24 protein-coding genes and 1 pseudogene are annotated in these 25,966 nt (G+C 71.7%); 11 read left to right on the forward strand and 14 right to left on the reverse strand.

Annotated features, from left to right (window positions below; genetic code table 11):
• Positions 1-181: 181 nt before the first annotated feature.
• From ybgF to A5481_RS00985, 9 genes are all read left to right on the forward strand, one after another.
• Positions 182-1,183 (forward strand): tol-pal system protein YbgF, encoded by a 1,002-nt coding sequence (ybgF, locus tag A5481_RS00945; RefSeq protein WP_048433740.1) that lies wholly within the window; start codon positions 182-184, stop codon positions 1,181-1,183.
• Positions 1,184-1,220: 37 nt separating this feature from the next.
• Positions 1,221-2,297, forward strand: a complete 1,077-nt coding sequence (tilS, locus tag A5481_RS00950; RefSeq protein ID WP_064503717.1) for a tRNA lysidine(34) synthetase TilS — start codon at positions 1,221-1,223, stop codon at positions 2,295-2,297.
• 148 nt (positions 2,298-2,445) lie between these two features.
• Positions 2,446-4,368, forward strand: a complete 1,923-nt coding sequence (gene ftsH / locus A5481_RS00955) for an ATP-dependent zinc metalloprotease FtsH (RefSeq protein WP_048437402.1) — start codon at positions 2,446-2,448, stop codon at positions 4,366-4,368.
• A gap of 222 nt (positions 4,369-4,590) precedes the next feature.
• The gene (gene glmM / locus A5481_RS00960; protein WP_048437404.1) at positions 4,591-5,934 is read left to right on the forward strand and encodes a phosphoglucosamine mutase; all 1,344 of its coding nucleotides are present in this window, start codon (positions 4,591-4,593) and stop codon (positions 5,932-5,934) included.
• 274 nt (positions 5,935-6,208) lie between these two features.
• The gene (locus A5481_RS00965; protein WP_048437403.1) at positions 6,209-7,141 is read left to right on the forward strand and encodes an outer membrane protein; all 933 of its coding nucleotides are present in this window, start codon (positions 6,209-6,211) and stop codon (positions 7,139-7,141) included.
• A 170-nt stretch (positions 7,142-7,311) separates the two neighbouring features.
• A complete protein-coding gene (locus tag A5481_RS00970; protein WP_064503718.1) occupies positions 7,312-8,151 on the forward strand; it encodes an outer membrane protein in 840 nt (279 codons plus the stop codon).
• Between the two features lie 173 nt (positions 8,152-8,324).
• Positions 8,325-9,242, forward strand: coding sequence for an outer membrane protein (locus A5481_RS00975; RefSeq protein ID WP_048437264.1), 918 nt, complete (start codon positions 8,325-8,327; stop codon positions 9,240-9,242).
• An 88-nt stretch (positions 9,243-9,330) separates the two neighbouring features.
• Positions 9,331-10,101: a glucose 1-dehydrogenase gene (locus A5481_RS00980; protein WP_048437263.1), complete on the forward strand. Its 771-nt coding sequence runs from the start codon at positions 9,331-9,333 to the stop codon at positions 10,099-10,101.
• A 109-nt stretch (positions 10,102-10,210) separates the two neighbouring features.
• The gene (locus A5481_RS00985) at positions 10,211-11,887 is read left to right on the forward strand and encodes an acyl-CoA dehydrogenase family protein (RefSeq protein WP_064503719.1); all 1,677 of its coding nucleotides are present in this window, start codon (positions 10,211-10,213) and stop codon (positions 11,885-11,887) included.
• Positions 11,888-11,960: 73 nt separating this feature from the next.
• Here A5481_RS00985 and A5481_RS00990 read toward each other — a convergent pair whose 3' ends face one another.
• Positions 11,961-12,152, reverse strand: a complete 192-nt coding sequence (locus A5481_RS00990) for a hypothetical protein (protein ID WP_064503720.1) — start codon at positions 12,150-12,152, stop codon at positions 11,961-11,963.
• Between the two features lie 148 nt (positions 12,153-12,300).
• Between A5481_RS00990 and A5481_RS00995 the strand changes: the two genes are divergently transcribed.
• Positions 12,301-13,557: a glycosyltransferase family 4 protein gene (locus tag A5481_RS00995; RefSeq protein ID WP_064503721.1), complete on the forward strand. Its 1,257-nt coding sequence runs from the start codon at positions 12,301-12,303 to the stop codon at positions 13,555-13,557.
• 44 nt (positions 13,558-13,601) lie between these two features.
• Positions 13,602-15,071, forward strand: a complete 1,470-nt coding sequence (locus A5481_RS01000; protein WP_064503730.1) for a DegQ family serine endoprotease — start codon at positions 13,602-13,604, stop codon at positions 15,069-15,071.
• Between the two features lie 232 nt (positions 15,072-15,303).
• Here A5481_RS01000 and A5481_RS01005 read toward each other — a convergent pair whose 3' ends face one another.
• The 13 genes and pseudogenes from A5481_RS01005 to A5481_RS01065 form a co-directional block, all read right to left on the reverse strand.
• Positions 15,304-15,753: a hypothetical protein gene (locus A5481_RS01005; RefSeq protein ID WP_064503722.1), complete on the reverse strand. Its 450-nt coding sequence runs from the start codon at positions 15,751-15,753 to the stop codon at positions 15,304-15,306.
• 12 nt (positions 15,754-15,765) lie between these two features.
• Positions 15,766-16,098 (reverse strand): hypothetical protein, encoded by a 333-nt coding sequence (locus tag A5481_RS01010; protein ID WP_064503723.1) that lies wholly within the window; start codon positions 16,096-16,098, stop codon positions 15,766-15,768.
• Between the two features lie 5 nt (positions 16,099-16,103).
• Positions 16,104-16,586, reverse strand: a complete 483-nt coding sequence (locus A5481_RS01015) for a rod-binding protein (RefSeq protein WP_064503724.1) — start codon at positions 16,584-16,586, stop codon at positions 16,104-16,106.
• 48 nt (positions 16,587-16,634) lie between these two features.
• Positions 16,635-17,051: a hypothetical protein gene (locus A5481_RS01020; protein ID WP_048437055.1), complete on the reverse strand. Its 417-nt coding sequence runs from the start codon at positions 17,049-17,051 to the stop codon at positions 16,635-16,637.
• Positions 17,051-17,806 (reverse strand): flagellar biosynthesis protein FliR, encoded by a 756-nt coding sequence (gene fliR, locus A5481_RS01025; protein WP_048437056.1) that lies wholly within the window; start codon positions 17,804-17,806, stop codon positions 17,051-17,053. The genes A5481_RS01020 and fliR overlap by 1 nt, the downstream gene beginning before the upstream one ends.
• Complete coding sequence (gene flhA / locus A5481_RS01030) at positions 17,803-19,890, reverse strand: flagellar biosynthesis protein FlhA (RefSeq protein ID WP_048437057.1); 2,088 nt, start codon at positions 19,888-19,890, stop codon at positions 17,803-17,805. Before flhA ends, fliR begins: the two co-directional genes overlap by 4 nt.
• Before the next feature lie 268 nt (positions 19,891-20,158).
• On the reverse strand, positions 20,159-20,425 hold the full coding sequence (locus A5481_RS01035; protein ID WP_048437058.1) for a flagellar biosynthetic protein FliQ: 267 nt from the start codon (positions 20,423-20,425) through the stop codon (positions 20,159-20,161).
• A 23-nt stretch (positions 20,426-20,448) separates the two neighbouring features.
• Positions 20,449-20,877 carry a flagellar hook assembly protein FlgD gene (gene flgD / locus A5481_RS01040; protein ID WP_048437059.1) on the reverse strand — a complete coding sequence of 143 codons (429 nt, stop codon included), beginning with the start codon at positions 20,875-20,877 and terminating at the stop codon, positions 20,449-20,451.
• A 159-nt stretch (positions 20,878-21,036) separates the two neighbouring features.
• Positions 21,037-21,432 (reverse strand): annotated as a pseudogene (flbT, locus tag A5481_RS01045) (flagellar biosynthesis repressor FlbT); the annotation flags it as partial.
• An 8-nt stretch (positions 21,433-21,440) separates the two neighbouring features.
• Positions 21,441-21,788: a flagellar biosynthesis regulator FlaF gene (gene flaF, locus A5481_RS01050; protein ID WP_048437060.1), complete on the reverse strand. Its 348-nt coding sequence runs from the start codon at positions 21,786-21,788 to the stop codon at positions 21,441-21,443.
• Positions 21,789-21,925: 137 nt separating this feature from the next.
• A complete protein-coding gene (locus A5481_RS01055; RefSeq protein WP_197514118.1) occupies positions 21,926-22,966 on the reverse strand; it encodes a flagellar hook-associated family protein in 1,041 nt (346 codons plus the stop codon).
• Positions 22,967-23,006: 40 nt separating this feature from the next.
• The gene (gene flgK, locus A5481_RS01060; RefSeq protein WP_048437061.1) at positions 23,007-24,470 is read right to left on the reverse strand and encodes a flagellar hook-associated protein FlgK; all 1,464 of its coding nucleotides are present in this window, start codon (positions 24,468-24,470) and stop codon (positions 23,007-23,009) included.
• A gap of 93 nt (positions 24,471-24,563) precedes the next feature.
• On the reverse strand, positions 24,564-25,841 hold the full coding sequence (locus tag A5481_RS01065) for a flagellar hook protein FlgE (protein WP_064503725.1): 1,278 nt from the start codon (positions 25,839-25,841) through the stop codon (positions 24,564-24,566).
• Between the last annotated feature and the right edge of the window lie 125 nt (positions 25,842-25,966).

The following is a 25,966-nucleotide window of genomic DNA, read 5'->3' on the forward strand; positions in this document are numbered from 1 at the left end:
GGCCCCGGGGCGGCGTAGGCCGCCCCTGCAGCCGATCGTCGACGAGGCGGTGCGCCGCCCGTGTCGTCGATCGTGGAGGGGGGCGGCGCGCCGCCCCTTTTGCCCGGAGGCGCGGCTTCTGCTAACCCCGCGCTCCCGAGTGCGGACCCGCCGCCTGACCCGAGCCGTGATGCGCCCCGCCATGCTTCGCCGCCTGCTCCTCGCCCCCGCCCTCGCCGTGTCCGGGCTGGCCCTCGCCGCCGCATGCCCGGCGGCGGCCCAGGATGCCGCCGAGTTCGTGGTGCGCCTCAACCGGCTGGAGAACCAGTCGCGCCAGATGGCGGGCCAGATCGAGTCGCTCCAGTACGAGAACCGCCAGCTCAAGGAGCAGCTGCGCAAGTTCCAGGAGGACGTCGAGTTCCGCTTCCAGGAGTCGAAGGGCGGGCAGAAGCCGGCCGCGGCCACCCCGCAGCACAAGCCCCAGAAGCGCAGCGACGCCTTCGATCCCTCGCAGAACCCCGACGCACCGGGCGCCCCGCAGGCGCTCGGCGCCGGGCCGCAGGCGCTCGGCGCCGGGCCGCAGGCGCTTGGCTCTGGGCCGCAGGCGCTTGGCGCGACGACGCCGTCCCAGGCGGCGCGCTCGGTCGCCGCGACCCCGTCCGCCTCCGCGTCCCTCGCCCCGCCGCGCGCGGCGATCGAGGACGGCACCCCCGATTACGGCGAGCCGGTGGACCTGCGCCCGCCGTCCCGGCCGGCCGCCGCCGCCCCGGCCCCGGCGCCGCGCCCCTCGGCCAGCGTCGCGGCCACCGGGACCGGCGACGCGAAGGCCGATTACGAGTCGGCCTACGCCTACGTGCTGCAGCGCCAGTACGAGCAGGCCGAGATGAGCCTGCGCCAGTTCATCCAGTCGCATCCCCGCGACACCCTGGTACCGGACGCGACCTACTGGCTCGGCGAGAGCTACCTGCAGCGCAATCGCACCCGCGAGGCGGCCGAGCAGTTCCTGAAGGTCTCGACCGACTACGCCCGCTCGCGCAAGGCGCCCGACGCGATGCTCAAGCTCGGCGCCTCGCTCAACGCGCTCGGCGCCCGCGAGCAGGCCTGCGCCACCCTGGCCGAGCTGGAGCGGAAGTTCCCGCAGGCCTCGTCGAGCGTGAAGCAGGGCGTCGACCGGGAGCAGCGGCGCGCGCGCTGCGCCGCGTGAGCCGAGCGGCGTGAGCCGCCCGAACGATCCATGTGGCGTGAGCCGCCCGGATGAGCCGGATCCCGGCGGTCCGCTCGACGCCGACGAGGCGGCCCGCCTCCTTTCGCCCTGGATCGGGCCGGATGCGCCGTTCCGCGGCGCGGTGCTGGCGGTCTCCGGCGGGCCCGACTCGACGGCGCTGATGGGCTGCGCCGCCGCGCTCGGATCCGGGCTGCCCGTGACCGTCGCGACGGTCGATCACGGCCTGCGCCCGGATTCCGCCGCCGAGGCCCGGGCGGTGGCCGATCTCGCCGCCCGCCTCGGATTGCCGCACCGCCTTCTCGCCTGGACCGGGCCCAAGCCGTCCGCCCGGCTGCAGGAGGCGGCGCGGACGGCGCGCTACCGCCTGCTCGCCGGGCTCGCGCACGAGGCCGGTGCCGACCTCGTCCTCACCGGACACACCCTCGACGACCAGGCCGAGACCGTGCTGATGCGCCTGTGCGCCGGCTCCGGACCGGCCGGGCTCGCCGGCATGGCGCCGGCCCGCCCCCTCGCTCGCGGGCCCGACGGCCTCACCCTCGCCCGGCCGTTCCTCGGCGTGCCGAAGGCGCGCCTCGTCGCGACCTGCGAGGCCCGGGGCTGGCCGTTCTGCCGCGATCCCTCCAACGCCAACCCGCGCTTCGGCCGCGCGCGCCTGCGCCGCCTGCTGCCGCTTCTCGCCGAGGAGGGGCTCACCCCCGCCCGCCTGGCGCGGCTCGCCGGGCGCCTGCGCCGCGACGAGGCGGCCCTCGACGAGGCCGCCGCGACCGCCCTGGGCGCCCTGCGCCGGGACGGGACGGGCGGGGAGGGGCGCCTCGTCCTCGACGGGCCCGGCCTCGCGGCCCTGCCGGAGGCGGTGGCCCTGCGGGTCGCCGGGCTGGCGCTCGCCGAACTTCGCTCACCGGTGCCCGAGGCCCCGACCTACCCGCCGCGCCTGGAGCGGCTGGAGCGGGTCGTCCTCGATACCGTCCTGCCCGCCCTGCGGGACGGCCGCCCCTGCCGGCGGACCGTCGCGGGGATCCTGCTCGCGGCCGGCGGCGGCCGCCTGACCCTGTCGCCCGAGCCGCCGCGCCGCGGCCGAGCCCGGCCGGGATGACGTTTCGGCGAGCCGGGCCCCTGCGCGGTGCCGCAGGCGCGGGCGATTACTTGGCAAGCATCGGGCGGGTGCCTACATTGCGGTCCGAGTGCCGGTGCCCACCCCAGCACGCCCGCACGCGCCGCGCTCCTCAGGGATTGACTCTTCGATGAACCCCAACTTCCGCAATTTCGCCCTGTGGGTCGTCATCTTCCTGCTGGTGCTGGCCCTCGTGACCCTGTTCCAGAATCCGGGTCATCGCTCGGGCGGCGGGGAGATCGCCTACAGCCAGCTCCTAAACGACGCCGAGGCGGGCCGCATCCAGAACGTGGTCATCTCCGGCCAGGAGGTGAGCGGCACCTACACGAGCGGCGGCACCTTCACGACCTACGCGCCGAACGACCCCTCGCTGGTGTCGAAGCTCCAGGGCAAGGGCGTGACCATCACGGCCCGTCCGCCGTCGGACAACACGCCGTGGTTCATCGCGCTGCTGGTCAACTGGCTGCCGATCCTGGTGTTCATCGGGGCCTGGATCTTCCTGTCGCGCCAGATGCAGTCCGGCGCCGGCCGGGCCATGGGTTTCGGCAAGTCCAAGGCGAAGCTCCTGACCGAGGCCCACGGTCGCGTCACCTTCGAGGACGTGGCGGGCGTCGACGAGGCCAAGGAGGACCTGCAGGAGATCGTCGAGTTCCTGCGCGACCCGCAGAAGTTCCAGCGCCTCGGCGGCCGCATCCCGCGCGGCGTGCTGCTGGTCGGCCCCCCCGGTACCGGCAAGACCCTGATCGCCCGGGCGGTCGCCGGTGAGGCCAACGTGCCGTTCTTCACCATCTCCGGCTCGGACTTCGTCGAGATGTTCGTCGGCGTCGGCGCCAGCCGCGTCCGCGACATGTTCGACCAGGCGAAGAAGAACGCCCCCTGCATCATCTTCATCGACGAGATCGACGCCGTCGGTCGTCACCGCGGCGCGGGCCTGGGCGGCGGCAACGACGAGCGCGAGCAGACCCTCAACCAGCTCCTCGTCGAGATGGACGGCTTCGAAGCCAACGAGGGCATCATCATCATCGCGGCGACCAACCGCCCCGACGTGCTCGACCCGGCGCTGCTGCGCCCCGGCCGGTTCGACCGCCAGATCATCGTGCCGAACCCGGATGTGATCGGCCGCGAGCGCATCCTGCGCGTCCATGTCCGCAAGGTGCCGCTCTCGCCCGACGTCGACCTGAAGGTGATCGCCCGCGGCACCCCCGGCTTCTCGGGCGCCGACCTGATGAACCTCGTCAACGAAGCGGCCCTGCTGGCGGCTCGCCGCGGCAAGCGCATCGTCACGATGCACGAGTTCGAGGACGCCAAGGACAAGGTGATGATGGGCGCCGAGCGGCGCACCCTCGTCATGACCGAGGACGAGAAGCGGCTGACCGCGTATCACGAGGGCGGCCATGCCATCGTGGCCTTCAACGTCCCGGCGACCGATCCCGTCCACAAGGCGACGATCATCCCGCGCGGCCGGGCGCTCGGCATGGTCATGCAGCTGCCGGAGCGCGACAAGCTGTCGATGTCCTTCGAGCAGATGACCTCGCGCCTCGCCATCATGATGGGCGGCCGCGTCGCCGAGGAGATGATCTTCGGCCACGACAAGGTCACCTCCGGCGCCCAGTCGGACATCGAGCAGGCGACCCGGCTGGCCCGCATGATGGTGACCCGCTGGGGCTTCAGCCCCGAGCTCGGTACCGTCGCCTACGGTGAGAACAACGACGAGGTCTTCCTCGGCATGCAGGTCAACCGGCAGCAGAACGTGTCGGAGGCCACCGCCCAGAAGATCGACGCCGAGGTCCGCCGCCTGATCGAGGCCGGCCTGCAGGATGCCCGCCGCATCCTCAGCGAGCGCCACGCCGACCTCGAGGCTCTGGCCCGCGGCCTGCTCGAATACGAGACCCTGTCGGGCGACGAGATCCGCGATCTCATCAACGGCAAGCCCCCGGTCCGCGATGCCGGCGACTTCCCACCGAACCCGGCCCGCGGCTCGCCGGTGCCCTCCGCCGGCCGCGGCCGGCCGCGGGAGAACGACGGCGGGTACGAGCCGCAGCCGCAGGCCTGATCGAGGCGATGCGGGCCCGGGAATGGGCACGCGAAATCCACACCGGCCGATTTTCGGCTCGAGGGGCGGCGGGAGCGATCCCGCCGCCCCTTGCTTTTGTGACCATGCCTCAAAATAACCCAGGCCCTGTGTGACCCGCGTCCATCGGGACGGCACCTGCCTTGCGCAGGGCCGCCTGCCGAGGGGCAGGGTGGCCCGGATCGGGACAGGGAGATGACGACCGTGCGCAAGTATTTCGGGACCGACGGCATCCGGGGCCGGGCCAACGGCGTCATCACGCCGGAACTCGCGCTCAAGGTCGGGCAGGCCGCCGGGCTCGTCTTCCTGCGCGGCGACCACCGCCACCGCGTGGTGATCGGCAAGGACACCCGCCTGTCGGGCTACATGATCGAGACCGCGCTGGTCGCGGGTTTCACCTCGGTCGGGATGGACGTGCTGCTGCTCGGCCCGATGCCGACGCCGGCCGTCGCGATGCTGACCCGCTCGATGCGGGCCGATATCGGGGTGATGATCTCCGCCTCGCACAACCCGTTCGAGGATAACGGCATCAAGATCTTCGGCCCCGACGGGTTCAAGCTCTCCGACGAGGTCGAGCGCGAGATCGAGCGTCTGATCGATTCCAACCTGCAGACGAAGCTCGCCGGCTCCACCGATCTCGGCCGGGCCAAGCGCATCGAGAGCGTGCATGCCCGGTACATCGAGTTCGCCAAGCGTACCCTGCCGCGCAACCTGACCCTCGACGGCCTGCGGGTCGTGGTCGATTGCGCCAACGGTGCCGCCTACAGGGTGGCGCCCGAGACCCTGTGGGAGCTCGGTGCCGAGGTGATCGCGATCGGCACCGAGCCGGACGGGTTCAACATCAACCGCGACGTCGGCTCGACGGCGCCCGAGGCGCTGGTGAGCAAGGTCCGCGAGCTGCGCGCCGACATCGGCATCGCCCTCGACGGCGACGCCGACCGGGTGCTCGTGGTCGACGAGAAGGGCCAGCGGGTCGACGGCGACCAGCTGATGGCGGTGGTCGCGCGCTCCTGGCAGGAGGACCAGCGCCTGTCGAAGAACGGCATCGTCGCCACCATCATGTCGAATCTCGGCCTCGAGCGCTATCTCGGAGGCCTCGGCCTCGGCATGGTCCGCACCGCCGTCGGCGACCGCTACGTGCTCGAGCACATGCGCGAGCACGGCTACAATCTCGGCGGCGAGCAGTCGGGCCACATCATCATGTCGGACTACGCCACCACCGGCGACGGCCTGGTGGCGGCGCTCCAGCTCCTCTCCGTGGTGCAGCGCCAGCAGCGCCCGGTGAGCGAGGTCTGCCACTGCTTCGACCCGCTGCCGCAGGTGCTCAAGAACGTGCGCTACGGCGCCGGCGGCGAGCCGCTGCGCCAGGACGCGGTCGTCACCGCCATCGAGGGCGCTCGCCAGCGCCTGGGGGAGGGCGGCCGCCTCGTGATCCGCCCGTCGGGCACCGAGCCGGTGATCCGGGTGATGGCCGAGGGCGACGATCGCGACCTCGTGGTGCGGGTGGTCGACGACGTGGTCGAGGCCTTGCGCAAGGTCGCCGCCTGACCGATGCCCCGCGGCGACGGGGGTGCCCGGCACCTCCGCGTCGCGGCCGGCCACAGCCGCGGCGCGAAGATCTGACGAAACTGCCCGCACGACTTGTGCCGGGCCGGTCCGCGTCTTGAACCGTGTCTTGGCGGCGACGAACCGATCGATTGCAACGCTTTCTCAGGCCTAAGGCTTAACGTTAAGCACGGGTTTACCGAACCCGGCGACAGTCGTGACGTCTTCCGGAACGGCCGCCCGACATTTCAGCGGCTCTTCGTAACAGGGAACCGTCATGGGCCGTCGCAAGCCATTCGCGCTGGCGCGCATCTTCACGCTCGCAGCGAGCGTGGCCGCGCCGGGTCTCGTCCACGCCGCCGACCTTCTGCCGCCTCCGCCCCCGCCGCTGCCGCCTCCGCCGGTCGAGTTCGCCGGCGGCTGGTACCTGCGCGGCGATGTCGGCGCGAGCATCTACACCACGCCGAAGCTCTCGACGGTGCCGAGCCCGGACGTGGTCAACTACTACAACTCGGATCTCGGCGGCGGCGGCTTCGCCGGCATCGGCGTCGGCTACCAGTTCAATTCGTGGCTGCGCGGCGACGTGACCGGCGAGTACCGCTTCTCCAGCGGCTTCCGCACCAACGACCGGATCAAGTCGCAGTACTCGACCTACGACGAGAACGGCCTGCGCCGCGATCACGAGGACCACACCTACGAGACCACCAACGGCAACTACTCGGCCGCCGTGGTCCTGGTGAACGGCTACGCCGACCTCGGCAACTACTACGGCATCACGCCGTTCATCGGCGCCGGCGTCGGCGCGGCGTTCCACCGCTTCTCGGGCCTGTCGGAGTCGAGCCAGATCAGCGGCAGCTACACCTATCCGGATTATCCGGACCAGGGCGCGGTCGGCTACCAGAACATCTCCGGCGGCACCTACAAGAACCGCATGAAGACCAGCTTCGCCTGGGCGCTGCATGCCGGCCTGTCCTACGCGGTGACGCCGAACCTGAAGCTCGAGCTGGCCTATCGCTACCTCAACCTCGGCGAGGCGGGCACCGGCGTCCTCAACTGCTTCTGCGGCAGCACCCTGACGCCGATCAAGGTCAAGGACATCGAGGCGCACGACATCAAGCTCGGCATGCGCTGGATGTTCGGCGCGCCGGTCGTGGCCGCCGCCTACGAGCCGCCTCCGCCGCCGATGATGCCGCTGGTGCGCAAGTACTGACGGTCCTCACTCCGGCGCCCGCGGGCGCCGGAGCCCGGATCGACGGCCGGTTAGGGTTAAACGCCCGCTAACCTTCTGAGGTTACGTTGGTTTATCGGGCCCGTCGGGTCCGCACCACATCCGCGCAGCACGCCCCGGCCGAGGAGTCGACGGGCAGGAAAGGGCGCCCCATGGCACGGTTCGGTCACTGCTTCCCGGTCGCGATTCTCGGGCTCGGTCTGCTCGGCGCGCCGGCGCTCGCCGCCGACCTGCTGCCGCCCCCGCCGCCTCCGCCCCCGCCGCTCCCCGCCCCGGTGGAGGTCGGCTCGGGCTGGTACCTGCGCGGCGACTACACGGCGAGCGACTTCCGCCATCCGAAGGACGACACCCTGCCGGGCACCGACGGCGCCAAGCTGGTCGGGTTCCGCCTCGGCAACACCGACGGCTACGGCGGCGGCATCGGCTACCGCTTCAACAGCTTCCTGCGCGCCGACGTCACGGTCGACGGGCGCACCCGCAGCCGCTTCCGCGACTATTCCTCGCGCACCAACTTCGTCGAGGGCTACAACACCGAGGCCGGCAAGCTCGACGTCCTGACCGGATTGTTCAACGTCTACGTCGATCTCGGCACCTGGTGGGGCTTCACGCCCTATGTCGGCGCCGGCGTCGGCATGGCGAGCAAGCGCTTCCACGACGCCTGGACCGGCACGACCTGCTTCACCACCGCCTGCGGCAGCGGCGTCGACGGCACCTACCAGATCGGCGCGCAGGGTTTCGACGCCCGGGCCAACCACACCGCGATCGGCCTCGCCTGGGCGGCGATGGCGGGCGTCTCCTACGAGATCGGCGCCGGCGTCAGCGTGGACGCCAGCTACCGCTACCTCGAAGTCGGCAAGGCCCGCACCGGGTTCGACGCCTACAACCAGAACACCCGGATCAAGGACATCGCCGCCAACGAGTTCCGGGTCGGCCTGCGCTGGGCCTTCGGCAACGGCCTCGCCCTGCCGGGGCTCGGCGGCCTCGCCTACTGATCCCATTCGCCTGCAACCGTAAAAAACGCCCGGTGCGCCCGTCGCGCCGGGCGTTTCGCATGTCGGGAACTGAACCCTATCTCGTATCTGTAACGCAGTTTTAAGGTTACTGAGGCATTGTATTAGCTGCGGCACGGCAAATTTTGCCGATCATCGTGCCGGAGGCGGCCCAGATGCGTTTCGTGACCTTAGGAATTCTTGTCGGCTTGGGTCTGGGCGCGCCCGTGGCGGCGCAGGCCGCAGATCTCGATTTCGGCGTCCTGCGCGGCGGCGATTACGAGCCGGCCGCCGCTCCCTCCCTGGATACCTGGGAGGGCATCTATGTCGGCGGTCATGGCGGCTGGTCGAGCGCGAGCTTCGGCTTCGGCGACGTGTTCCGCGATCCCGTCGCCCAGGCCCTGCGCGCCACCGCGATCGAAGCGACCCTCGGGGCCTCCACCCTGATGCATGCGCGCGACGTGCGACGGGACGGCGCGAGCTTCGGTGCCTTCGCGGGCGTGAACTACCAGTTCGACGACACCATCGTCGGCGTCGAGCTCGACTACACCCATCTCGGCCTGACCGGACGCAGCAGCGACGCGATCGGCCGCTTCGCGACCGACAGCCGAGGCTACCTCGTGGGGGCCAATCTCACCGGCGACGCCGCGACGCAGATCCAGGACTACGCCACCATCCGGGCCCGCTTCGGCTACAGCACCGGCGGCTTCATGCCGTTCGTGACCGGTGGTTTCGCCATCGGCCGGGCGCAGATCGCCCAGACGGTGGCGGTGCAAGGTTACGAGTACGATCAGACGACCTACCGGGCCAACCAGGCGCTCGGCGATCCGTCGCAGCGGGTCTACGTCAACAATTCCGGCTACGCGACCTTCCTGCAGAACGACCCCGGCAACAGCATGCTCGCCGCGCCGGACGTCACCCGTCGCACCAAGGAGAAGATCGTCGGCGGCATCGCAGCCGGGGCGGGCATCGAGTACGCCATCACGCCGAACCTGATCCTGCGCGCCGAGTACCAGTACGTCCTGTTCAACGACTTCGACGGCCACAAGATGAACCTCAACACCGTGCGCGGCGGCGCCGCGGTGAAGTTCTAGAATCCGGCGCTTGCGGCCGGCCTCCGGCCGCGCCACCCTGGCGGACCGCCCGACGCAAAGAGGCGGAACGCACGGGAAGGACATCCGGATGCAGCGTCTGGCCGGCAAGGTCGCCCTGGTCACGGGCGGTGCGCGGGGAATCGGGCTCGCGATCGCGCGGCGCTTCGCCCGCGAGGGAGCGGCGGCGGTGATCCTCGCCGACCGCGACAACGCCGAGGCCGAGCGCGTCGCGCCGGAGAACCCGGCCTTCCATCCCTGTCCCCTCGACGTCACGCAGGACGAGGACTGGGCCAGGGCCGTCGACCGCACGGTCGCCCGCCACGGCGGCCTCGACGTGCTGGTCAACAATGCCGGCATCGCGGTGGTCGGCACGATCGAGTCGCTGACCCTCGAGGAGTGGCGCCGGGTGCAGGACGTCAACGTCGACGGCACCTTCCTGGGCTGCCGCCACGCGGTCCGGGCGATGAAGCCGCCCGCCGGCCGCGGGGGCGCGATCATCAACCTCTCGTCGGTCTCCGGCATCGTCGGCGGGCACAACCTCGCCGCCTACAACGCCTCGAAGGGTGCGGTGCGCCTGCTCACCAAGTCGGTCGCGCTCCACTGCGCCCGCCAGAGATACGGCGTGCGCTGCAACTCGATCCATCCGGGCTTCACCGAGACCGACATGCTGCGCGATCTCGCCGCCGGCAGCCGCTACACGCCCGACGAACTCTCCGAGCGCCTGCGCGCCTCGGTGCCGCTCGGGCGCAATGCCGCAGCCGAGGAGATCGCGGGGCTCGCCGCCTACCTCGCCTCCGACGAGGCCGGCTTCGTCACCGGGGCCGAGATGGTGATCGACGGCGGCGTCACAGCGCAATAGTCGCGCGCCCCCCGAAAGTCGGACCCCAGCGGCAGCGCGGGCCCTCTACAGCCCGGCGATTCGCCGCTATTTGTATGCGCCGCAGCATAGTTCACCGGAGACCTGACCGATGTCCGCCCAGGCCGCCCCCGCCCCGACCGATCTCGTCACCCTGGCGCAGGAGGCCGGCCTCGCCGCCAAGGCGCTCGCCGCGGACGCCGCCCGCCGGGTACGGGCCGGCCTGCTCGGGCCGGACGGCCGCCTCTCGCCCGAGCGCCTCGAGGCCGAGCAGCACGCCGCCCACGGCCTCGCCTGGGTGTCGACCTATGCCGAGGCGATCGCCCAGCTCGGCAACTACGCCGCCGCCCTCGCGGAAGCGGGGCGCCTGGGCGAGACCGAGACGCTGATCGTGCGCATCGGCCTCGGCGAGTACCTGGAGCAGCTCTTCGGCGGCATCCCGATGAGCCAGGGCGAGATGGTGCGCCCGACCTCGTCGCTCGGCCTCAAGGTCCAGGAGGTGGCGCGCCACCGCTCGGAGGCGGTCGAGACCCTGATCGCGGAGGGCAACACCGCCGGCAACCGCGCCGCCCTGGTGCGGCAGATCCGCGAGGGCCAGGGCAGCGCGACGATCGGCGAGACCGGCCTCGACGAGGACATGGAGGCGATCCGTGCCGAGATGCGCCGCTTCGGCCAGGCCGAGGTCGCGCCCCACGCCCACGAATGGCACCTCGAGAACGCCTACATCCCGCTCGAGGTCGTCGCCCAGATGGCCGAGCTCGGCGTGTTCGGGCTGACCATCCCGGAGGAATACGGCGGCATGGGCCTGCCGAAGATCTCGATGTGCGTGGTCTCGGAGGAATTGTCGCGCGCCTATATCGGCGTCGGCTCGCTCGGCACCCGCTCGGAGATCGCCGCCGAGCTGATCCTGTGCGGCGGCACCGAGGAGCAGAAGCAACGCTTCCTGCCGAAGATCGCCTCCGGCGAGATCCTGCCGACCGCGGTCTTCACCGAGCCGAATACCGGCTCGGACCTGGCTTCCTTACGCACCAAGGCGGTCAAGGACGGCGACACCTGGCGGATCACCGGCAACAAGACCTGGATCACCCATCCGGTCCGGGCCGACCTGATGACCGTCCTGGTGCGGACCAAGCCCGAGGAGCCGGGCCACAAGGGCCTGTCGCTCCTGCTCGGCGAGAAGCCGCGCGGCACCGACGCGGAGCCGTTCCCGGTCGCGGGCCTGTCGGGCGGCGAGATCGAGGTGCTCGGCTATCGCGGCATGAAGGAGTACGAGCTCGCCTTCGACGGCTTCGCGGTGCCGGATGCCAACCTGCTCGGCGGCGTCGAGGGCAAGGGCTTCGCCCAGCTGATGCAGACCTTCGAATCGGCCCGCATCCAGACCGCGGCGCGCGCCGTCGGCGTCGCGCAATCGGCCCTCGACGTCGGCCTGCGCTACGCCGAGGAGCGGGTGCAGTTCGGCAAGCCCCTGGTGTCGTTCCCGCGGGTCGCCGACAAGCTCGCCATGATGGCGGTCGAGATCGCCATCGCCCGCCAGCTCACCTACTTCGCCGCCCACCAGAAGGACGCCGGCAAGCGCTGCGACCTCGAGGCCGGCATGGCGAAGCTGCTGGCCGCCCGCGTCGCCTGGGCGGCGGCCGACAACGCGCTGCAGATCCACGGCGGCAACGGCTTCGCCCTCGAATACCCGGTGAGCCGCCTGCTCTGCGACGCCCGCATCCTGTCGATCTTCGAGGGCGCGGCCGAGATCCAGGCCCAGGTCATCGCCCGCCGGCTGCTCGAGGTGCAGTGAGCCGCCACGAACGACAGCGGCGCGCGGGCCTGCCCCCCGCGCGCCGCGCTTCGCCCGGCCGGCCTGCCGCCGGCTACTTCGTGATCTTGACCGAGACCGGGTCGCTCGACGGGAAGGTCTCCTCGAGGCCCTCGTCCAGGCGCTCGCTGAGCTTGCCCTGCTGGTTCTCCGGCCGCGCCTTGTCCTCCGGCGAGCCGCCGTCGCGGCGGAAACCGGGCTGGTCCTGGTTCGGGGTCTTGGTGTCGCCCATCTTGGTGTCGGCCACGGCGCTCTCTCCTCTCGGGATGTCCCCTTGGTCCGGGGACGGTCTGCCCGGCTAACGCGCGGGGCCCGAGCCTGTTGCGTCCGCCCCGGCGTTTAACCGGGCGGTGGGGCCTTCCCGGCTAGGCTGGCGTCACGCGAGGGGCCGAGCCATGCACGCCGCCATCCTGACGAACTTCGCCACGCCGAAGGGGGGCGCCGAGAAGGTCGCGATCGAGTCCGCCCGCGGGCTGGCCGAGAGCGGGGTCGCCGTCACGCTGATCCACGGCATCGACGGGCCGGCCGATCCGCTGCTCGACCATCCCGGCATCCGCCGGGTGGCCCTGGGCCTCACCGACGTGTGGGAGCGCCCGGCCTGGCGCGGCGCGGTCGAGGGGATCTGGAACCGCGAGGCGGCGCGGCGCCTGCGCGCGGCGCTCGCCGGCCTGCCGGTCGCGCCGGACGTGCTGCACCTGCACCAATGGACCCGCTCGCTCTCGCCGGCGGTCTTCCCGGTGCTCGCGCGCAGCGGCCTGCCGGTCGCCGTGACCCTGCACGACTACTTCCTCGCCTGCCCGAACGGCGTCTATTACCGCTTCGACGCGGCCGAGCCCTGCACCCTACGCCCGCTCTCGGCCGGCTGCCTCGCGGCCCCTTGCGACCCGCAATCCCGGGCCCACAAGGCGGTGCGGCTCGCCCGCTCGGCCGTGCAATCGGTGGCGCTGAACCGGGGCTTCGCCCGCCGCCCGCTCGACCTCGTCCACGTCTCCGATGCCAGCCGGGCGCGGCTCGCGCCGATGCTGGACGGCCCGTCCTTCCGCCATCACCGGGTCGACAATCCGGTCCGGGTCGCGCGGACCGCCCCGGCCGATCCGGCCGCCGGCGACGCCGTGGCCTTCGTCGGCCGCTTCACCCGCGAGAAGGGCGCGGACCTCGTCGCCCAGGCCGCCCACCGGGCGGGATTGAGATCGCTGTTCGTCGGCGACGGGCCGCTCGCCGAGGACTTGCGGGCCGTGCCGGGCGCCGAGATCGTCGGCTGGCGCGCGCCGGAGGAGGTCGAGGCGCTGCTGCGCCGCCGCGCCCGGGCGGTCGTCGCCCCGGCGCGCTGGCGCGAGACCGGCCCGCTCACGATCTACGAGGCGCTGGCCGCCGGCATCCCGGCGGTGGCCTCCGACCGGGCCGGGGCGGGCGAGTGGATCGTCCACGGCGAGACCGGCTTCCTCGGCCCGCCCGAGGTCGGGGCGCTCGCCGAACTCTTCGCCCGGCTCGCGGACGATGCCCTGGTGCGGCGCCTGGGGCTTGCCGCCCATGCCCGCTACTGGGCCGCCCCGACGACGCTGGCGACCCACGCCACCGCCCTGCGCGCCCTCTATGCGGGGATGACGGGTGCGGCCGAGGCGCCATCTTTTCAGCGCAGTGCTGTCATGTGAGAGAGAATCCCGACCGCGAACCCGATATCCGGAGCCGAATGCCGATGCGCCGCCCGCCGACCTCCCTGCTGCTCGCTGCGCTCCTTCTCGGGGTCGCCCAACCGGCGACCGCGCAGGCCGAGTCGGTGCCGCCCAACCGCGCCTTCCAGGACAATCGCCAGGACAACCGGGCGGTGCCCGACTCGAAGGCGCAGGTGCAGCTCTCCTTCGCGCCGCTGGTCAAGCGCGCGGCGCCATCCGTCGTCAACGTCTACGGCACCCATGTCGAGAAGCGCGCCGCCAATCGCGGCGCGATGGACGAGTTCCTGCGCCGCTTCTTCGGCGATGCCGGGCCGAACCTGCCGCAGGAGCGGGCGCAGCGCTCGCTGGGCTCGGGCGTCATCGTCGACGCCTCGGGGCTGATCGTCACCAACAACCACGTCATCGAGAACATGAACGAGGTGAAGGTGGCGCTGAACGACCGGCGCGAGTTCGAGGCGCAGATCCTGCTGCGCGACCCCCGCACCGACCTCGCCATCCTGAAGATCAAGAGCCCGAGCGGCGGCCTGACGCCGATGGAGATCGGCGACTCCGAGAACCTCCAGGTCGGCGATTTCGTGATCGCGATCGGCAACCCGTTCGGTGTCGGCCAGACGGTGACGCAGGGCATCGTCTCGGCGCTCGCCCGCACCCAGGTCGGCTCGGCCGACTACCAGTTCTTCATCCAGACCGACGCGGCGATCAACCCGGGCAATTCCGGCGGCGCCCTCGTCGACCTCAACGGCGGCCTCGTCGGCATCAACACGGCGATCTACTCGCAGTCCGGCGGCAGCCACGGCATCGGCTTCGCCATCCCGGCCAGCATGGTCAAGGCGGTGGTGGAGACGGCCAAGGGCGGCGCCCGCACGGTGCGCCGGCCCTGGCTCGGGGCGCGGCTCCAGCACGTGACGCCGGACATCGCCGAGAGCGTCGGCCTCGACCACCCGACCGGGGTGCTGGTGGCCTCGATGCAGCCCAAGAGCCCGGCCGAGGAGGCGGGCCTGAAGCGCGGCGACGTGGTGCTGGCGGTGGACGGCCAGACCGTCGACGACCCCGAGGCCTTCGGCTACCGCTTCGCGCTCAAGGGCATCAAGGGCGAGACCAAGCTCACGGTCCTGCGCGGCGCCACCCGTACCACGGTGCCGGTGCGCCTCGGCCCGGCGCCGGAGACGCGCCCGCGCGACACCCTGAAGGTGAAGACCCGCTCGCCCTTCCTCGGGGCGACCGCGGTCAACCTGTCGCCGGCGGTGGCGGAGGAGATGCAGCTCGACGTGTCGGCGCAGGGGCAGGGCGACGGCGTCATCATCGCCGAGGTCGAGACCGGCACCGTCGCCAACCGGGTCGGCCTGCAGAAGGGCGACATCGTGGTGGCGGTGAACGGCACCCCGGTCGCCTCGACCAAGGACCTCGAGCGCATGACCCGTACCACGGCGTCGATGTGGGAGGTGACGATCAACCGGGGCGGGCAGCAGCTGACGTCGGTGTTCGGGGGGTAGGGGATTTTACCCTTCCACCTTTCCTGCACGCTCTCCTTTCCCGGACGACTGTAGGGTCAGCGGAAGGAGATCCGGGATCCAGCACGAGAAGTCGCGAAGCGTCCTTGTGTCTGCAACGGTGCAGCATTCGGAGCCGCTTCGCGGCACTTCTCTCCCGGATCCCGGATCTCCTTCCGCTCTCGCTTCAGTCGTCCGGGAAAGGGCGACGGTGGTTTTGACAAGAATAGTGGGCCTACGACCGCACTTCCCGCTTCGCCACGAAGTTGATCTCGTCGACCAGCACGTCCTTGACGACGTCGCCGCCGAGCCGTTCGTTCACCTTCGCCCGCACCTCGGCCAGCCGCTTGGTGATGTCGTATTTCGCCAGGCGGCGGAAATCGAGGGCCTGGTCGGCGTAGATCTGCCGGAAGGCCTCGTCGACCACGAAGGCGTTGGGCGGCACCGGCAGGGTGTGCATCAGCTTGGCGTCGGCGGTGAAGACCAGCACCGCGATGACGTAGCCCTGCACCTTGCCGTCGGCGATCATCGGGATGTTGATCGGTGCGAGCTTCTGGTACTGCAGGCCTTCCAGATACGGCTCGGTCTTCTTGCCCGAGAACAGGCCGCCGCCGAAGGTCACCGCGCCGTAGCACGACGCGATGGTGACGGCGCAGATCCACAGGCCGGTGATCAGGATCTTCATGACAGGATCTTCTTAAGAGCGGAGCGCCCGCGCCGTGTAGGTGCCGTCCGACTCGGCGGCGAGCGCCGCCTGGGCCAGGGTGTCGTCGATCTCCTCGAGCGCCCGCAGGTGCAGCGCGACGACCTGCTGGTTGCGGGCGAGCTTGTCGCGCAGGCGCGCGAGGTGGATCGCCACCGTGGCGTCGAGCGCCGCGACGTCGAGGCCGCGGGTGAGGCGGGTGAGCTCGAGGAGCCCCTGGCTCTTGCGGCGGTTGAGGTCGCCGAGATCGGCGGGCGCCCGGGTCTCCAGCGCCTCGGTCTCCTCCTCGATCACGGCTTCGAGCCGCTTGACGCAGGCGAGCAGCATGGCGATCAGACCTTCGCCGTCGGGTTGGCCTGGTCCGCCGGGGCGGCGGGGGCGGCGGGGGCGGCGGCCGGATGGGCGGCGTTCAGCATTCTGGCGATGCCGATGCCGCCGGCCTTGGCGATCTGGGTGCCGATCTGCTCGGCGAGCATCGACTTCCAGATGCCGCCGGCATTGCCCTTGCCGTACACGGTCTCGGACTTCTCCGGCATCATCGCCTCGACGAATTGCTGGAGAACCAGCCCTTCGAACTTCTTGTAGGGGTCGCTGCCGGCGCCCGAGAGGCTGGTCTGGTTCTGCAGGCCGGTGAGGGCGCCGCGGGCATCGAGCGGCATGTGGGTCGAGAGGCCGACGTCGCGGGCCGCATCGGCGAAGGCGGTGGCGCCGGCGCTGCCGGGCTGCGACAGCTTGGCGGCGGCCTCCTGAAAGCGCGCCGGATCGGCGGCCCGGGCGACGTCGAGCACGATGTCGGAGGGCGGGGTGATGCTCATCGGCGGATCCGGAGGTCTGATGGTGACCGAAGCCTTAAGCCCGCTGGCTTACGGGAGGCTTGCGCCGCGACGCCCGAGCCGGGCCGCGAGGCCGTCGAGCCGCTCAAGGTCGTCGCGCTTCTCCGCCTCGCGGCGGTGATCGTCGGCCCGGCGCTCGGACAGGGCCTCGGCCCGCTTCTGGGCGAGGCCCCGCTCGCGCACGGTTCCCGCCTGGGCGGCGGCCTCGGCCTCGAGCGCGGTCGCCTGGGCGGCGAGCCCGCGCAGGCGCCGGGCGGTCGCCTCCAGCAGCATCGGGCCGTGGTCGGAGGTGGCGAGCGCCGCGAGCAGCCGCGCCCGGTCGGCCTCGACCGCCGCCGCGCGCTCGCGCAGGCCCGCGAGCTCGACCTCGGCGGCGCGCCGCATCTGCTCCTGCACGACGACGAGGCGCTGCGCGCGCCGGAGGCGGTCGCCGGTCCCGGTCGCCATCAGCCGCGCTGCAGCCAGGTCGCGTAGCCGAGGAGGAACTGGGTCATGAACTCGCCCGCGAGATAGTAGAGCATCAGGAGTCCGCCGAACATCACGAACGGGGTCGCGACGAAGTAGACCGGAATCGTCGGCGTGAGCTTGTTGACGAAGCCCGCCGCGAGGTTGACCAGGATCGCGTAGATGATGAACGGCGCGGTGATGCGCAGGCCGAGCATGAAGGCGGTGGCGACCTGGTCGACGATCCGGGTCAGCATCACCTGGGAGCCGACGCCCTCGCCGGGCGGGATGCGGGCATAGGATTCGACGAGGCCGCGAAACAGCTCCCAGTGCAGGTCGGCGGCGAACAGGATCGCGGTCGCGGTGAGCAGGATCAGCCCCTCGACCGCCGGCACCGGGTCGGTGCCCTCGACCGGCGAGCCCGGCATGCCGCCGAATCCGACCATCGTCGAGGTGGCGTTCATCACCGTCTCCAGCACCAGGATGAAGATCCGGCCGAGGAAGCCGATCATCAGCCCGGTCAGGGTCTCGCTGACGATCCAGGCCAGGGTCTGCATCGGAACCTGGCCGGCCAGCCGCGGCTCGAACAGCGGCGCGATCAGGGGCGCGATGGCGAGGGAGACGGCGCCGGCGATCAGCAGGCGCACCTGCTGCGGTACCCGCGGGCTGGAGAAGCCCGGCAGCACGAGCAGGCAGCCGCCGACCCGGCAGAAGATCAGGAAGACGGCGAGGAAGCTGTCCGGCCCGATCTTCGTCACGAGACCGTGCCCAGCGACTTGATCTCGACGCCGCGGGCGATCTCCAGGTGCGACAGCACCGGCAGGGTCGGGAAGATCCGCTCGATGATCATCCGCACGTAGGGCCGGGCGTCGGGCGCGGTGACGAGCGCGAAGCCGTGCGCCTCCTTCATCCGCGAGCGGATCGCGTCCGAGGCCTCGGAGCCGAACTGCTCGACGAGGCGCGGATCGATGTCGAACTCCACCACCTCGCCCTTGGCGTCGCGCTTCAGGCTCTGGTGGAACGACAGGTCCCAGCTGGCGCCCAAGCGAAGCACGTTGAGCACGCCGTTCTCGGCGAGGTCGCCGCAGATCTGCTGCGCCATGCGCATCCGCACGTGCTCGGCGATCTGCTCGGCCCGGCGCGCGTGCGGGGTGATCTCGGCCACCGCCTCCAGGATCAGGTGCAGGTTGCGGATCGAGACCCGCTCGGCGAGCAGCAGCTTCAGCACCGCCTGCAGGCCCGAATAAGAGATCTGCGACGGGCAGATCTCGTCGAGCAGGCGCTTGTATTCGGGGTCGAGGCGGTCGAGCAGGCCGCGCATGTCCTTGTAGGACAGGAACTGCGGCAGGTTGTTGCGGATCACCTCGGAGAGGTGGGTCAGCAGCACCGAGGCGCCGTCGATCGGCTCGAAACCGCCGCGGCGGACCTCGCCGGCGTAGGAATCCATCACCCAGAGCGCCTTCAGGCCGAAGGCGGGCTCGCGCACCTCGTCGCTCGGCACGTCGGGCCTCGGCCCGTCGCCGACCACCACCAGCATCTCGCCGGGGCGGATCTCCTGGGCGGCCGCCACGGTACCGTGGATCAGGATCTGGTAGCTCTTCGGCGGCAGCGCGAGGTTGTCCGAGACCTTGATGTCGGGCACCACGAAGCCGTACTGGCGGGCGAACTTGCGCCGCATCTTGGCGACGCGGTGGGCGAGCTCGCCTTGCGAGGCCTGGATCTGCGAGGCGGCCTGGCGGCCGAGGCAGAGCTCGATCTCCGGGGTCTTGAGCGACTCCTTGACCGAATCCTTCTCCTTGGCCTCGGCTTGGCGGACCGACTCCTCGGCCGTGGCCTTGGCGGTCGCCGCCTCGGCCTGGGCCCGGAGCCGGCGCGGGATCGTGCGGGCGATGAAGAACAGCAGCCCGCTGAGTGCCATGAAGGGCAGGAAGGGCAGGCCCGGCACCAGGGCGAACACGCCCATCATCGCGGCCGCCACCAGGAGCGCGCGCGGATAGGCGCCGAGCTGGCCGATCACCGCCTGCTCGGCGGTGCCCCGGGTGCCGCCCTTCGAGACCAGCAGGCCGGCGGCGAGCGAGACGATCAGCGCCGGGATCTGCGAGACCAGGCCGTCGCCGACGGAGAGCTTGGTGAAGATGTCGGCGGCGGTGCCGAGCGGCAGGCCGTGCCGCGTCGTGCCGATGATGATGCCGCCGAAGACGTTGACCGCGATGATGATGAGCGAGGCCACCGCCTCGCCGCGGACGAACTTCGAGGCGCCGTCCATCGAGCCGAAGAAGGCGCTCTCCTCCTCCAGCTCCCGGCGCCGGCGCTGCGCCTCCTTGTCGTCGATCAGCCCGGCATTGAGATCGGCGTCGATCGCCATCTGCTTGCCGGGGATCGCATCGAGGGTGAAGCGGGCGCCCACTTCCGCGATGCGGGTCGCGCCCTTGGTGATGACGAGGAAGTTGACGGTGATCAGGATCAGGAACACCACGATCCCGATCACGAAGTCGCCGCTCATCACGAACTGCGAGAAGCCCTGGATGACGTGGCCGGCGGCGTCCACGCCCTTCTGGCCGTTGGCCAGGATCAGCCGCGTCGTCGCGATGCCGAGCGCCAGCCGCAGGAGCGTGGCGATCAGCAGCACGGTCGGGAAGGCCGAGAATTCGAGCGGCTTCTGGATCCAGAGCGCCACCATCAGGATCAGCACCGACAGGGCGATCGAGAAGGCGAGCCCGACGTCGATGAGCAGCGCCGGGACCGGCAGGAACAGCACCGCCAGGATCGCCACGATGCCGGCCGCGAAGCCGAAATCCCGCCGCGACTTGCGCTCGATTGCCGGCGCCGCGCCCACCGCCATGATCCCACCATCCTCCGCGAAGGCTTTCGCGGAGGGGTGTGCCACCGCTAGCTTGCGCGGGGGTTGGGGAGCGCGCGCCATCCCGTCCCGCGGGGGCCGGGCCCGCGCCGGGTCGAACAGCGAGCCGTCAGGTCCTGACAAGCTCCGCTTTCCCGGACGAGCGAGGCGTCGGCGGAAGGAGATCCCGGATCGCCTTCCGCTTCGCTCCAGTCGTCCGGGACAGGGACGCGGCTCGTCATGGCCGGCTGGCGGCACGTCCGCCGAACGGTCAGAACCCGGTCGCGATCCGCCCGTAGGCGGCCTCGGCGAAGGCATGGATCTGCCCGCCGATGAAGGTGCCGGTGACGAGGAGGACGAGCAGGATCACCACGATCTTCGGCACGAAGGTCAGGGTGACCTCCTGGATCTGGGTCAGCGCCTGCAGGAGCGCCACCGCGATGCCGACAAGCATCGCGGCGCCGACCGCCGGGCCCGCCGCGACGATCACCGTCCAGATCGCCGCGCGGACGAGTTCGAGGGCGTCGACCTCGTTCATGGTCCTCTCCTGCCGCTGTCCTTCTACTGGATGACGACGCCGGAGGTCAGCAGCACGTCGGTGCCGCTGGTCAGGCGCGCCAGCGCGCCGTCGCTCGTCACCCGCACCGACTGGACGGTACCGGTCACCGTGCCGTCGGCCGAGGTGAGGGTGCGGCCGATCACCGTGTCGGCCTGGTCGAGGAAGCTCGACGAGAGCAGCGAATCGAGCTTCTGGTTGGTCTTCGTCGCCTGCTCGACCTGCGAGAAGGTGGCGAGCTCGCCGACATACTGCGTCGAGTCCATCGGCTTGGTCGGATCCTGGTTCTTGAGCTGCGCCATCAGCAGCGTCAGGAAGGTGTCCGAATTCATCGAGGCGGCGACGGAGCTGCTCGCCTTGGCGGCGGCCGCGGCGGTGGAGGTCGCCGCGGAGGATGCGCCCGCGGTGGCGCTGGAGGTGCTGTCGACGGTCATTCAGGCCTCCTGGTCGAGGGCGGACAGGGACGGGGCGGGAAGGGACGGGGCGGTGGATGGCGGGACGGCGCGGCGCGGCGGCGCCGGAGGACGCCCGGCCGCCCGCTCCCGCGGCCGCTCGCTGCGGCGGGCGGCGGGTGAGACGAGGACCGGCGCGGGGACGGGCGGCACGGCGCCGTCCGCCATCAGGACGGCTTCGAGGGGATAGAGGCCGCGGATCAGCTTCAGGGCCTCGAACAGCCGGCCGCCCTCGATCAGGGCGTGCGCCGCCTCGAGCCCGTCGCGCAGGACCGTCTCGCGCGTCGCCGCCAGCAGGCCGGCCCGGAGGTCGTCGTAGACCGCCCGGGCCGCGGCGGCGCGGGCGGGCTCGATCAGCATGGTCTGGGCGGCGAAGTAGAGCTGGCGCAGCGGCGTCGTCGCCTCCTCCGCCTGCAGCACGTGGCTCTCGAGCAGGAAGGTCGCGTCGTTCAGGAGCTCGATCGCCACCTTGCGGTCGACGCGCAGGACGGCGCCGTTGATGTAGATCCGCTCTCCGGCGCGCAGCGACAGGCGCATGGTGCGGCTCACCGGAGCCCGTCGCGGATCGAGGTGTTCACCTCGATCAGGGCCGCGAGGCTGCGCCCGGGCGAGCGCAGCACCTCGCCGGCCTCCTGCATGGTCCAGGCGCCGATCGACATCAGGTCGTCGCGCAGGGCCGCCGGCAGCGCGTTCTCGGGCGCCAGGAGGTCGGCGATCAGGATGTTCCAGAGGTCCTGCATGAAGCCGATCGCGGTCGTGCGCTCCTTGCCGGCGAGGCCGCGGGCCTCGACGTCGCGCAGGAGGTCGAGCGCCCGGTCGAAGGCGGCGCGCTCGCGCTCGCGGCCGACCTCGGGAGCGTCCTCGAGGATCTCGGAATAGGAAAAGCGGTACATCGGGCCGATGCCTCGTCGGTCTGGTGTCGTGCGCGGTGGGCGTCGTCCCGCGCGGCGCGTCGCGTCGCGCGGGAGGGCTCGGGGATCCGGCATGGCGCGGGGTCGCGGAACCGGTACCCGGTCCCGCGACGGCCCGCTCAGCCGAGATACTTGACGAGCGACAGGTTCTGGAGCTGGGCGGTCAGCGCGTAGGACATCTGGAGCTGGGTCGTCGCGGCATCGAGCCGGGTCTTGGCCTCCGCCGGGTCGACCGCTTCGAGGCGCGAGATCTCCTTGGCGACGAGGGTCGACTGGGCGTCGAGCCGCGTATTGGCGTCGGCGATCCGGGCCTGGCTGCGGCCGAGATCGGCCTGGGCGGAGACCAGCCCGGCGCTGCCCTTGCTGAGAAGCCCCGTCACCCGGCCGGAGACGACGGCCTGGGCGTCGGCCGAGAGGCCGGAGAGGCCGAGGCTCGCCACCACGGCGGCCTGGGCGAGCTGGCGGAACGGGGTCGCGTCGGCGCTGACCGAGGTGGTCACGGTCTCGCTCAGCGAGATCCGGCTGCTGAGGGTGCCCGTCGAGGCCTGAGACCAGGTGGTGCCCCAGTTCGGATCGGCGAACTGCGCCGCCACGGTGCCTTCCAGGAAGTTCTGGACCTGCGCCGCGGTCAGGCCGGCGGCACGGGGATCGCTCGGGGAGAAGCCGAAGGCGGTCTGGAACGCCGACAGGGCCGCGTTCTTGGCCGCCGCGGCGGCCCCGTCCCGGATCGGGCCCTGGGCGGTGTTGGTGCCGCCGAACAGCGCCTGCCCGTTCGACGTCGTGTTGAGGAGGCCGGTGAGCGCCGTCAGCGTGTCGTCGGCCGACGCCGCCATCGCGGCGACGCGCTTGTCCGCCGACAGCCCGGTCAGGGCGGCGAACTGGGCGTCCGCCGTCTTCTGCATCTGCTGCAGGGCGCCCTGGCTCGCGCTCAGGCGCGAGGAGGCGAGGCCGTTGCCGTCCTTGAGGGCGGCGATCTCCGCCGCGCTCTGGCGCAGGAAGAGGCTGCGGCCGACCTGGCCGCCGAGGGCGAGGCCGACATCGGCGTAGCGCCCCTCGGCGATCTCCTGCGTGGTCCTCGCGATCTCGGCCTGGAGCCGGCCCGACGCGCTGCGCGGGGCGTTCAGGAGGCTGAGGCTGGAGATGTAGTTCGTGGTCATCATGGCTGGCAGGGCTCTGTCTTCGGGATCGCCGCGGGCGCGCTCACCGGATCGCGTTCAGGAGAGTGGTCAGCATGTCGTCCACCATGGTCAGCAGCTTGGCCGAGGCGGTGTAGGAGCGCTCGAGCTGGAGGGTCAGGGCGGTCTCGTCGTCGCCGTTGACGCCGACGGCGTTCGACAGGGCGTCGGTGGCCCGGCCGAGCAGCGTCTTCTGGTAGTCGGCGCCGCTCGAGGCGGCCTTGCGGGTCGATTCGAGCCAGCCGGCGGAATCGGCGGCGAAGCCCGCGAGCGTCGCGGTCTCGTTCAGCGGCTGTCCCGAGGTGAAGCTGCGCGCCGTCGCGAGCTTCCCGGCCAGCTCGCGCAGGCGCCCCGCATAGGCCGCATCCGTCCCCGGATTGGCCCGGTAGGCGCTCCCGTTCATGCCGCCGTCGCGCAGGGAGGCGACGACGCCGCCCGCCTGCGGGTCGACCGCGGCGTTGAGGGCGATGCGGCCGGCGAGCCCGGTCACCCAGCCCGGCAGGGTCGCGCTCGCGCCCGCCGTGAACAGCCCGGCCTTCGGCCCGGCATAGGCCGGATCGGCGGGGCTGCGGGTATCGGCCTCCTGGAAGGTGTCGACGAGCGCCCCGGCGATCGCGTCGAGCTGGTTCTCGTAGGCCACCGCGGTCTCGTCGCGCAGGGTCGCGAGGCCGGACAGCCGCCCGCTCGACAGCCGCATCGGCGAGCCGCTGCCGGTTACCGGCACGCCGTCGACGGTCACGGCGGCCCCTTGCGTTCCCGCCGAGAAGGCGCCCGTCGGCGTGAAGGCCACGGTCCGGGCGCCCCGGTCGTAGAGGACGACGCCGCTGTCGGTGGCGATCGTCATGTCGCCGCCGGGACGGTCGCTGACGCTGATGCCGATCTCGGCCGAGAGCTGGGTCAGGATGCGGTCGCGGTCGTCGAGGGCGTCCGAGACGTCCTGGCCCGAGGCGGTGCCCCGCATCACCGCCCGGTTGGCGCGGTCGAACTGGCCGAGCAGGTCGTTGATCGTCGCGACCGAGTCCGCCATTCCCTGGTCGGCCCGGGCGCGGGCGTCGTGGACCGCCGTCGCCGCGCCGTTGAGGCTGGTGGCGAGGTCGCGGGCGCTCTCGACCGCGGCGCGGGCGAGGCCCGCATCATCCGGGCTGTTGGCGGCGGCCTGGAGCGCCGCGTTCAGGGCGCCGAGGCGCGCTGCCGGAGAGCCCGCGTCGCCGGTGTCGCCGACCGTCCGCGACAGGGCGGTGACGCCGTCGAGCAGGGCCTGGGCCTCCGCCGAGGCGGAGGAGGCCGAGAGCTTGCGGCCGAACAGGGCCGCGTCGCTCGCGCGGGTGACCAGAACCGTCGCGCCGCCCGCGCCGCTCACCAGCGACACGATCTTGCGCGAGTAGCCGGGGTCGTTCGCCCCCGCGGTGTTACGCGCGGAGGCGCCGATCTGGCTCGACGTCGCCAGGAGTGCCGAGCGTGCCGTGTTGAGCGCGAGCGAGAGGCCCATCTGTCAGTTCCCGGGAGAGCCGGAGCGGGACGTGGCGGGACGCGGGGAGCGCGTCCCGCCACGTCCCGCGGCAGGTCGAGGAGAGCGGGCGCCTTAGCGCTTGAGGCTCATCAGGGTGTCGAGCATCTCGTTGCCGGTCGTGAACACCTTCGAGTTGGCGGTGTAGACCGACTGCGACTCGATCATCGCGGTCAGCTCGGTGCTGACGTCGACGTTCGACTGCTCGAGGGCGCCCGACTTGATCGTGCCGCGGCCGCCCTGGCTGGCGAAGCCGACCTGGATGTCGCCGGACTCGACGGTCGGCCGGTAGACGTTGCCCGAGCGCGGCTCGAGGTTGTCGGCGCTCGGCACGGTGGCCAGCGGCACCCGGAACGCCGCCAGGCGCGAGCCGTCGTCGAAGGTGGCGTAGACCGTGCCGTCGGCGGCGAAGGACGTGCCGGTCACCGCCGCCGGCGCCTTGCCGTTGGCCGCGCCTTCCACGCCGTAGTCCCCGGCGAGCTGGGTCAGGCTGGAGAGGTCGACGGCGACCGAGCCGCCGCTCGCCCCCGGAATGGTCAGGCTCAGCGATTTCGGGCCCGTATAGGTCACCGGCGTGCCGGCGACCTGGGTGCCGGTGACCTTGCCCTGGGCGTTGAACCCGACCGTCGCGGTGCCGAGCGGCGTGCCGCCGGGCAGGGCCGGGGTGCTGCCCGACGGGGTCGGGTTGGCGGCGGCGTCGTAGAGCGACGCCGTCCAGGAGCTGTCTGCGTTCTTCGCCAGGTAGACGTCGACGGTCCGCGCCTTGCCGAGCTGGTCGTAGGCCACGAGCGAGTACTTCTTCGAGTACTGGCCGGCCGCGGCCGCGGGGGCGTCGGCCGGCAGGTTGCCGCTCAGGCTGGCCTCGGTCGTCGGCGTCGCCCGGGCGCTGACCGAGGCGAGGCTGATCGGCACCATGTCGGCGACGCTGTTGAGCGTCGTGGTCGGCTCGCCGCCGTCGAGCAGGCTGTAGCCCATCAGGGTCATGCCGGCGGCGTTGGTGAAGTTGTTGGAGCTGGCGTCGATCTTGAAGTTGCCGGCCCGGGTCAGGAGCGGCGCGCCCGACGGGTCCTGGACCACGAAGAAGCCGTTGCCGTCGATCGCGAGGTCGGACTTCGAGGTCGTGGCGTTGATGGTGCCGCCCTCGGTCACCGCCCGCCGCACCGTGGTCTCGACCGAGCCCGAATTGTAGTTGCTGCCCGCCGTGTCGGCGATCAGCAGCGAGGAGAACTCGGTCGAGGAGCGCTTGTAGCCCGTCGTGCCGGAATTCTGGATGTTCTCCGCCACCGTCGAGATGCGGTTCGACTGGGCGTTCATGCCCGAGACACCGGTGCGGAGCACGCCGATGAGACTCATTGCGGGACCTCGTTCGTCAGGATGCGGCGTTGCGGGCGCAGGCCGGGCGGGGCCTGCGGGGGCAGGGCTCGGGGCGGAATAGACCCGGCCAGGCTTGCGCGGGGCTTGGTCGCGCGGGCCCTGGT

It is taken from the genome of Methylobacterium platani, from assembly GCF_001653715.1.
Classification (GTDB): Bacteria; Pseudomonadota; Alphaproteobacteria; order Rhizobiales; family Beijerinckiaceae; genus Methylobacterium; species Methylobacterium platani.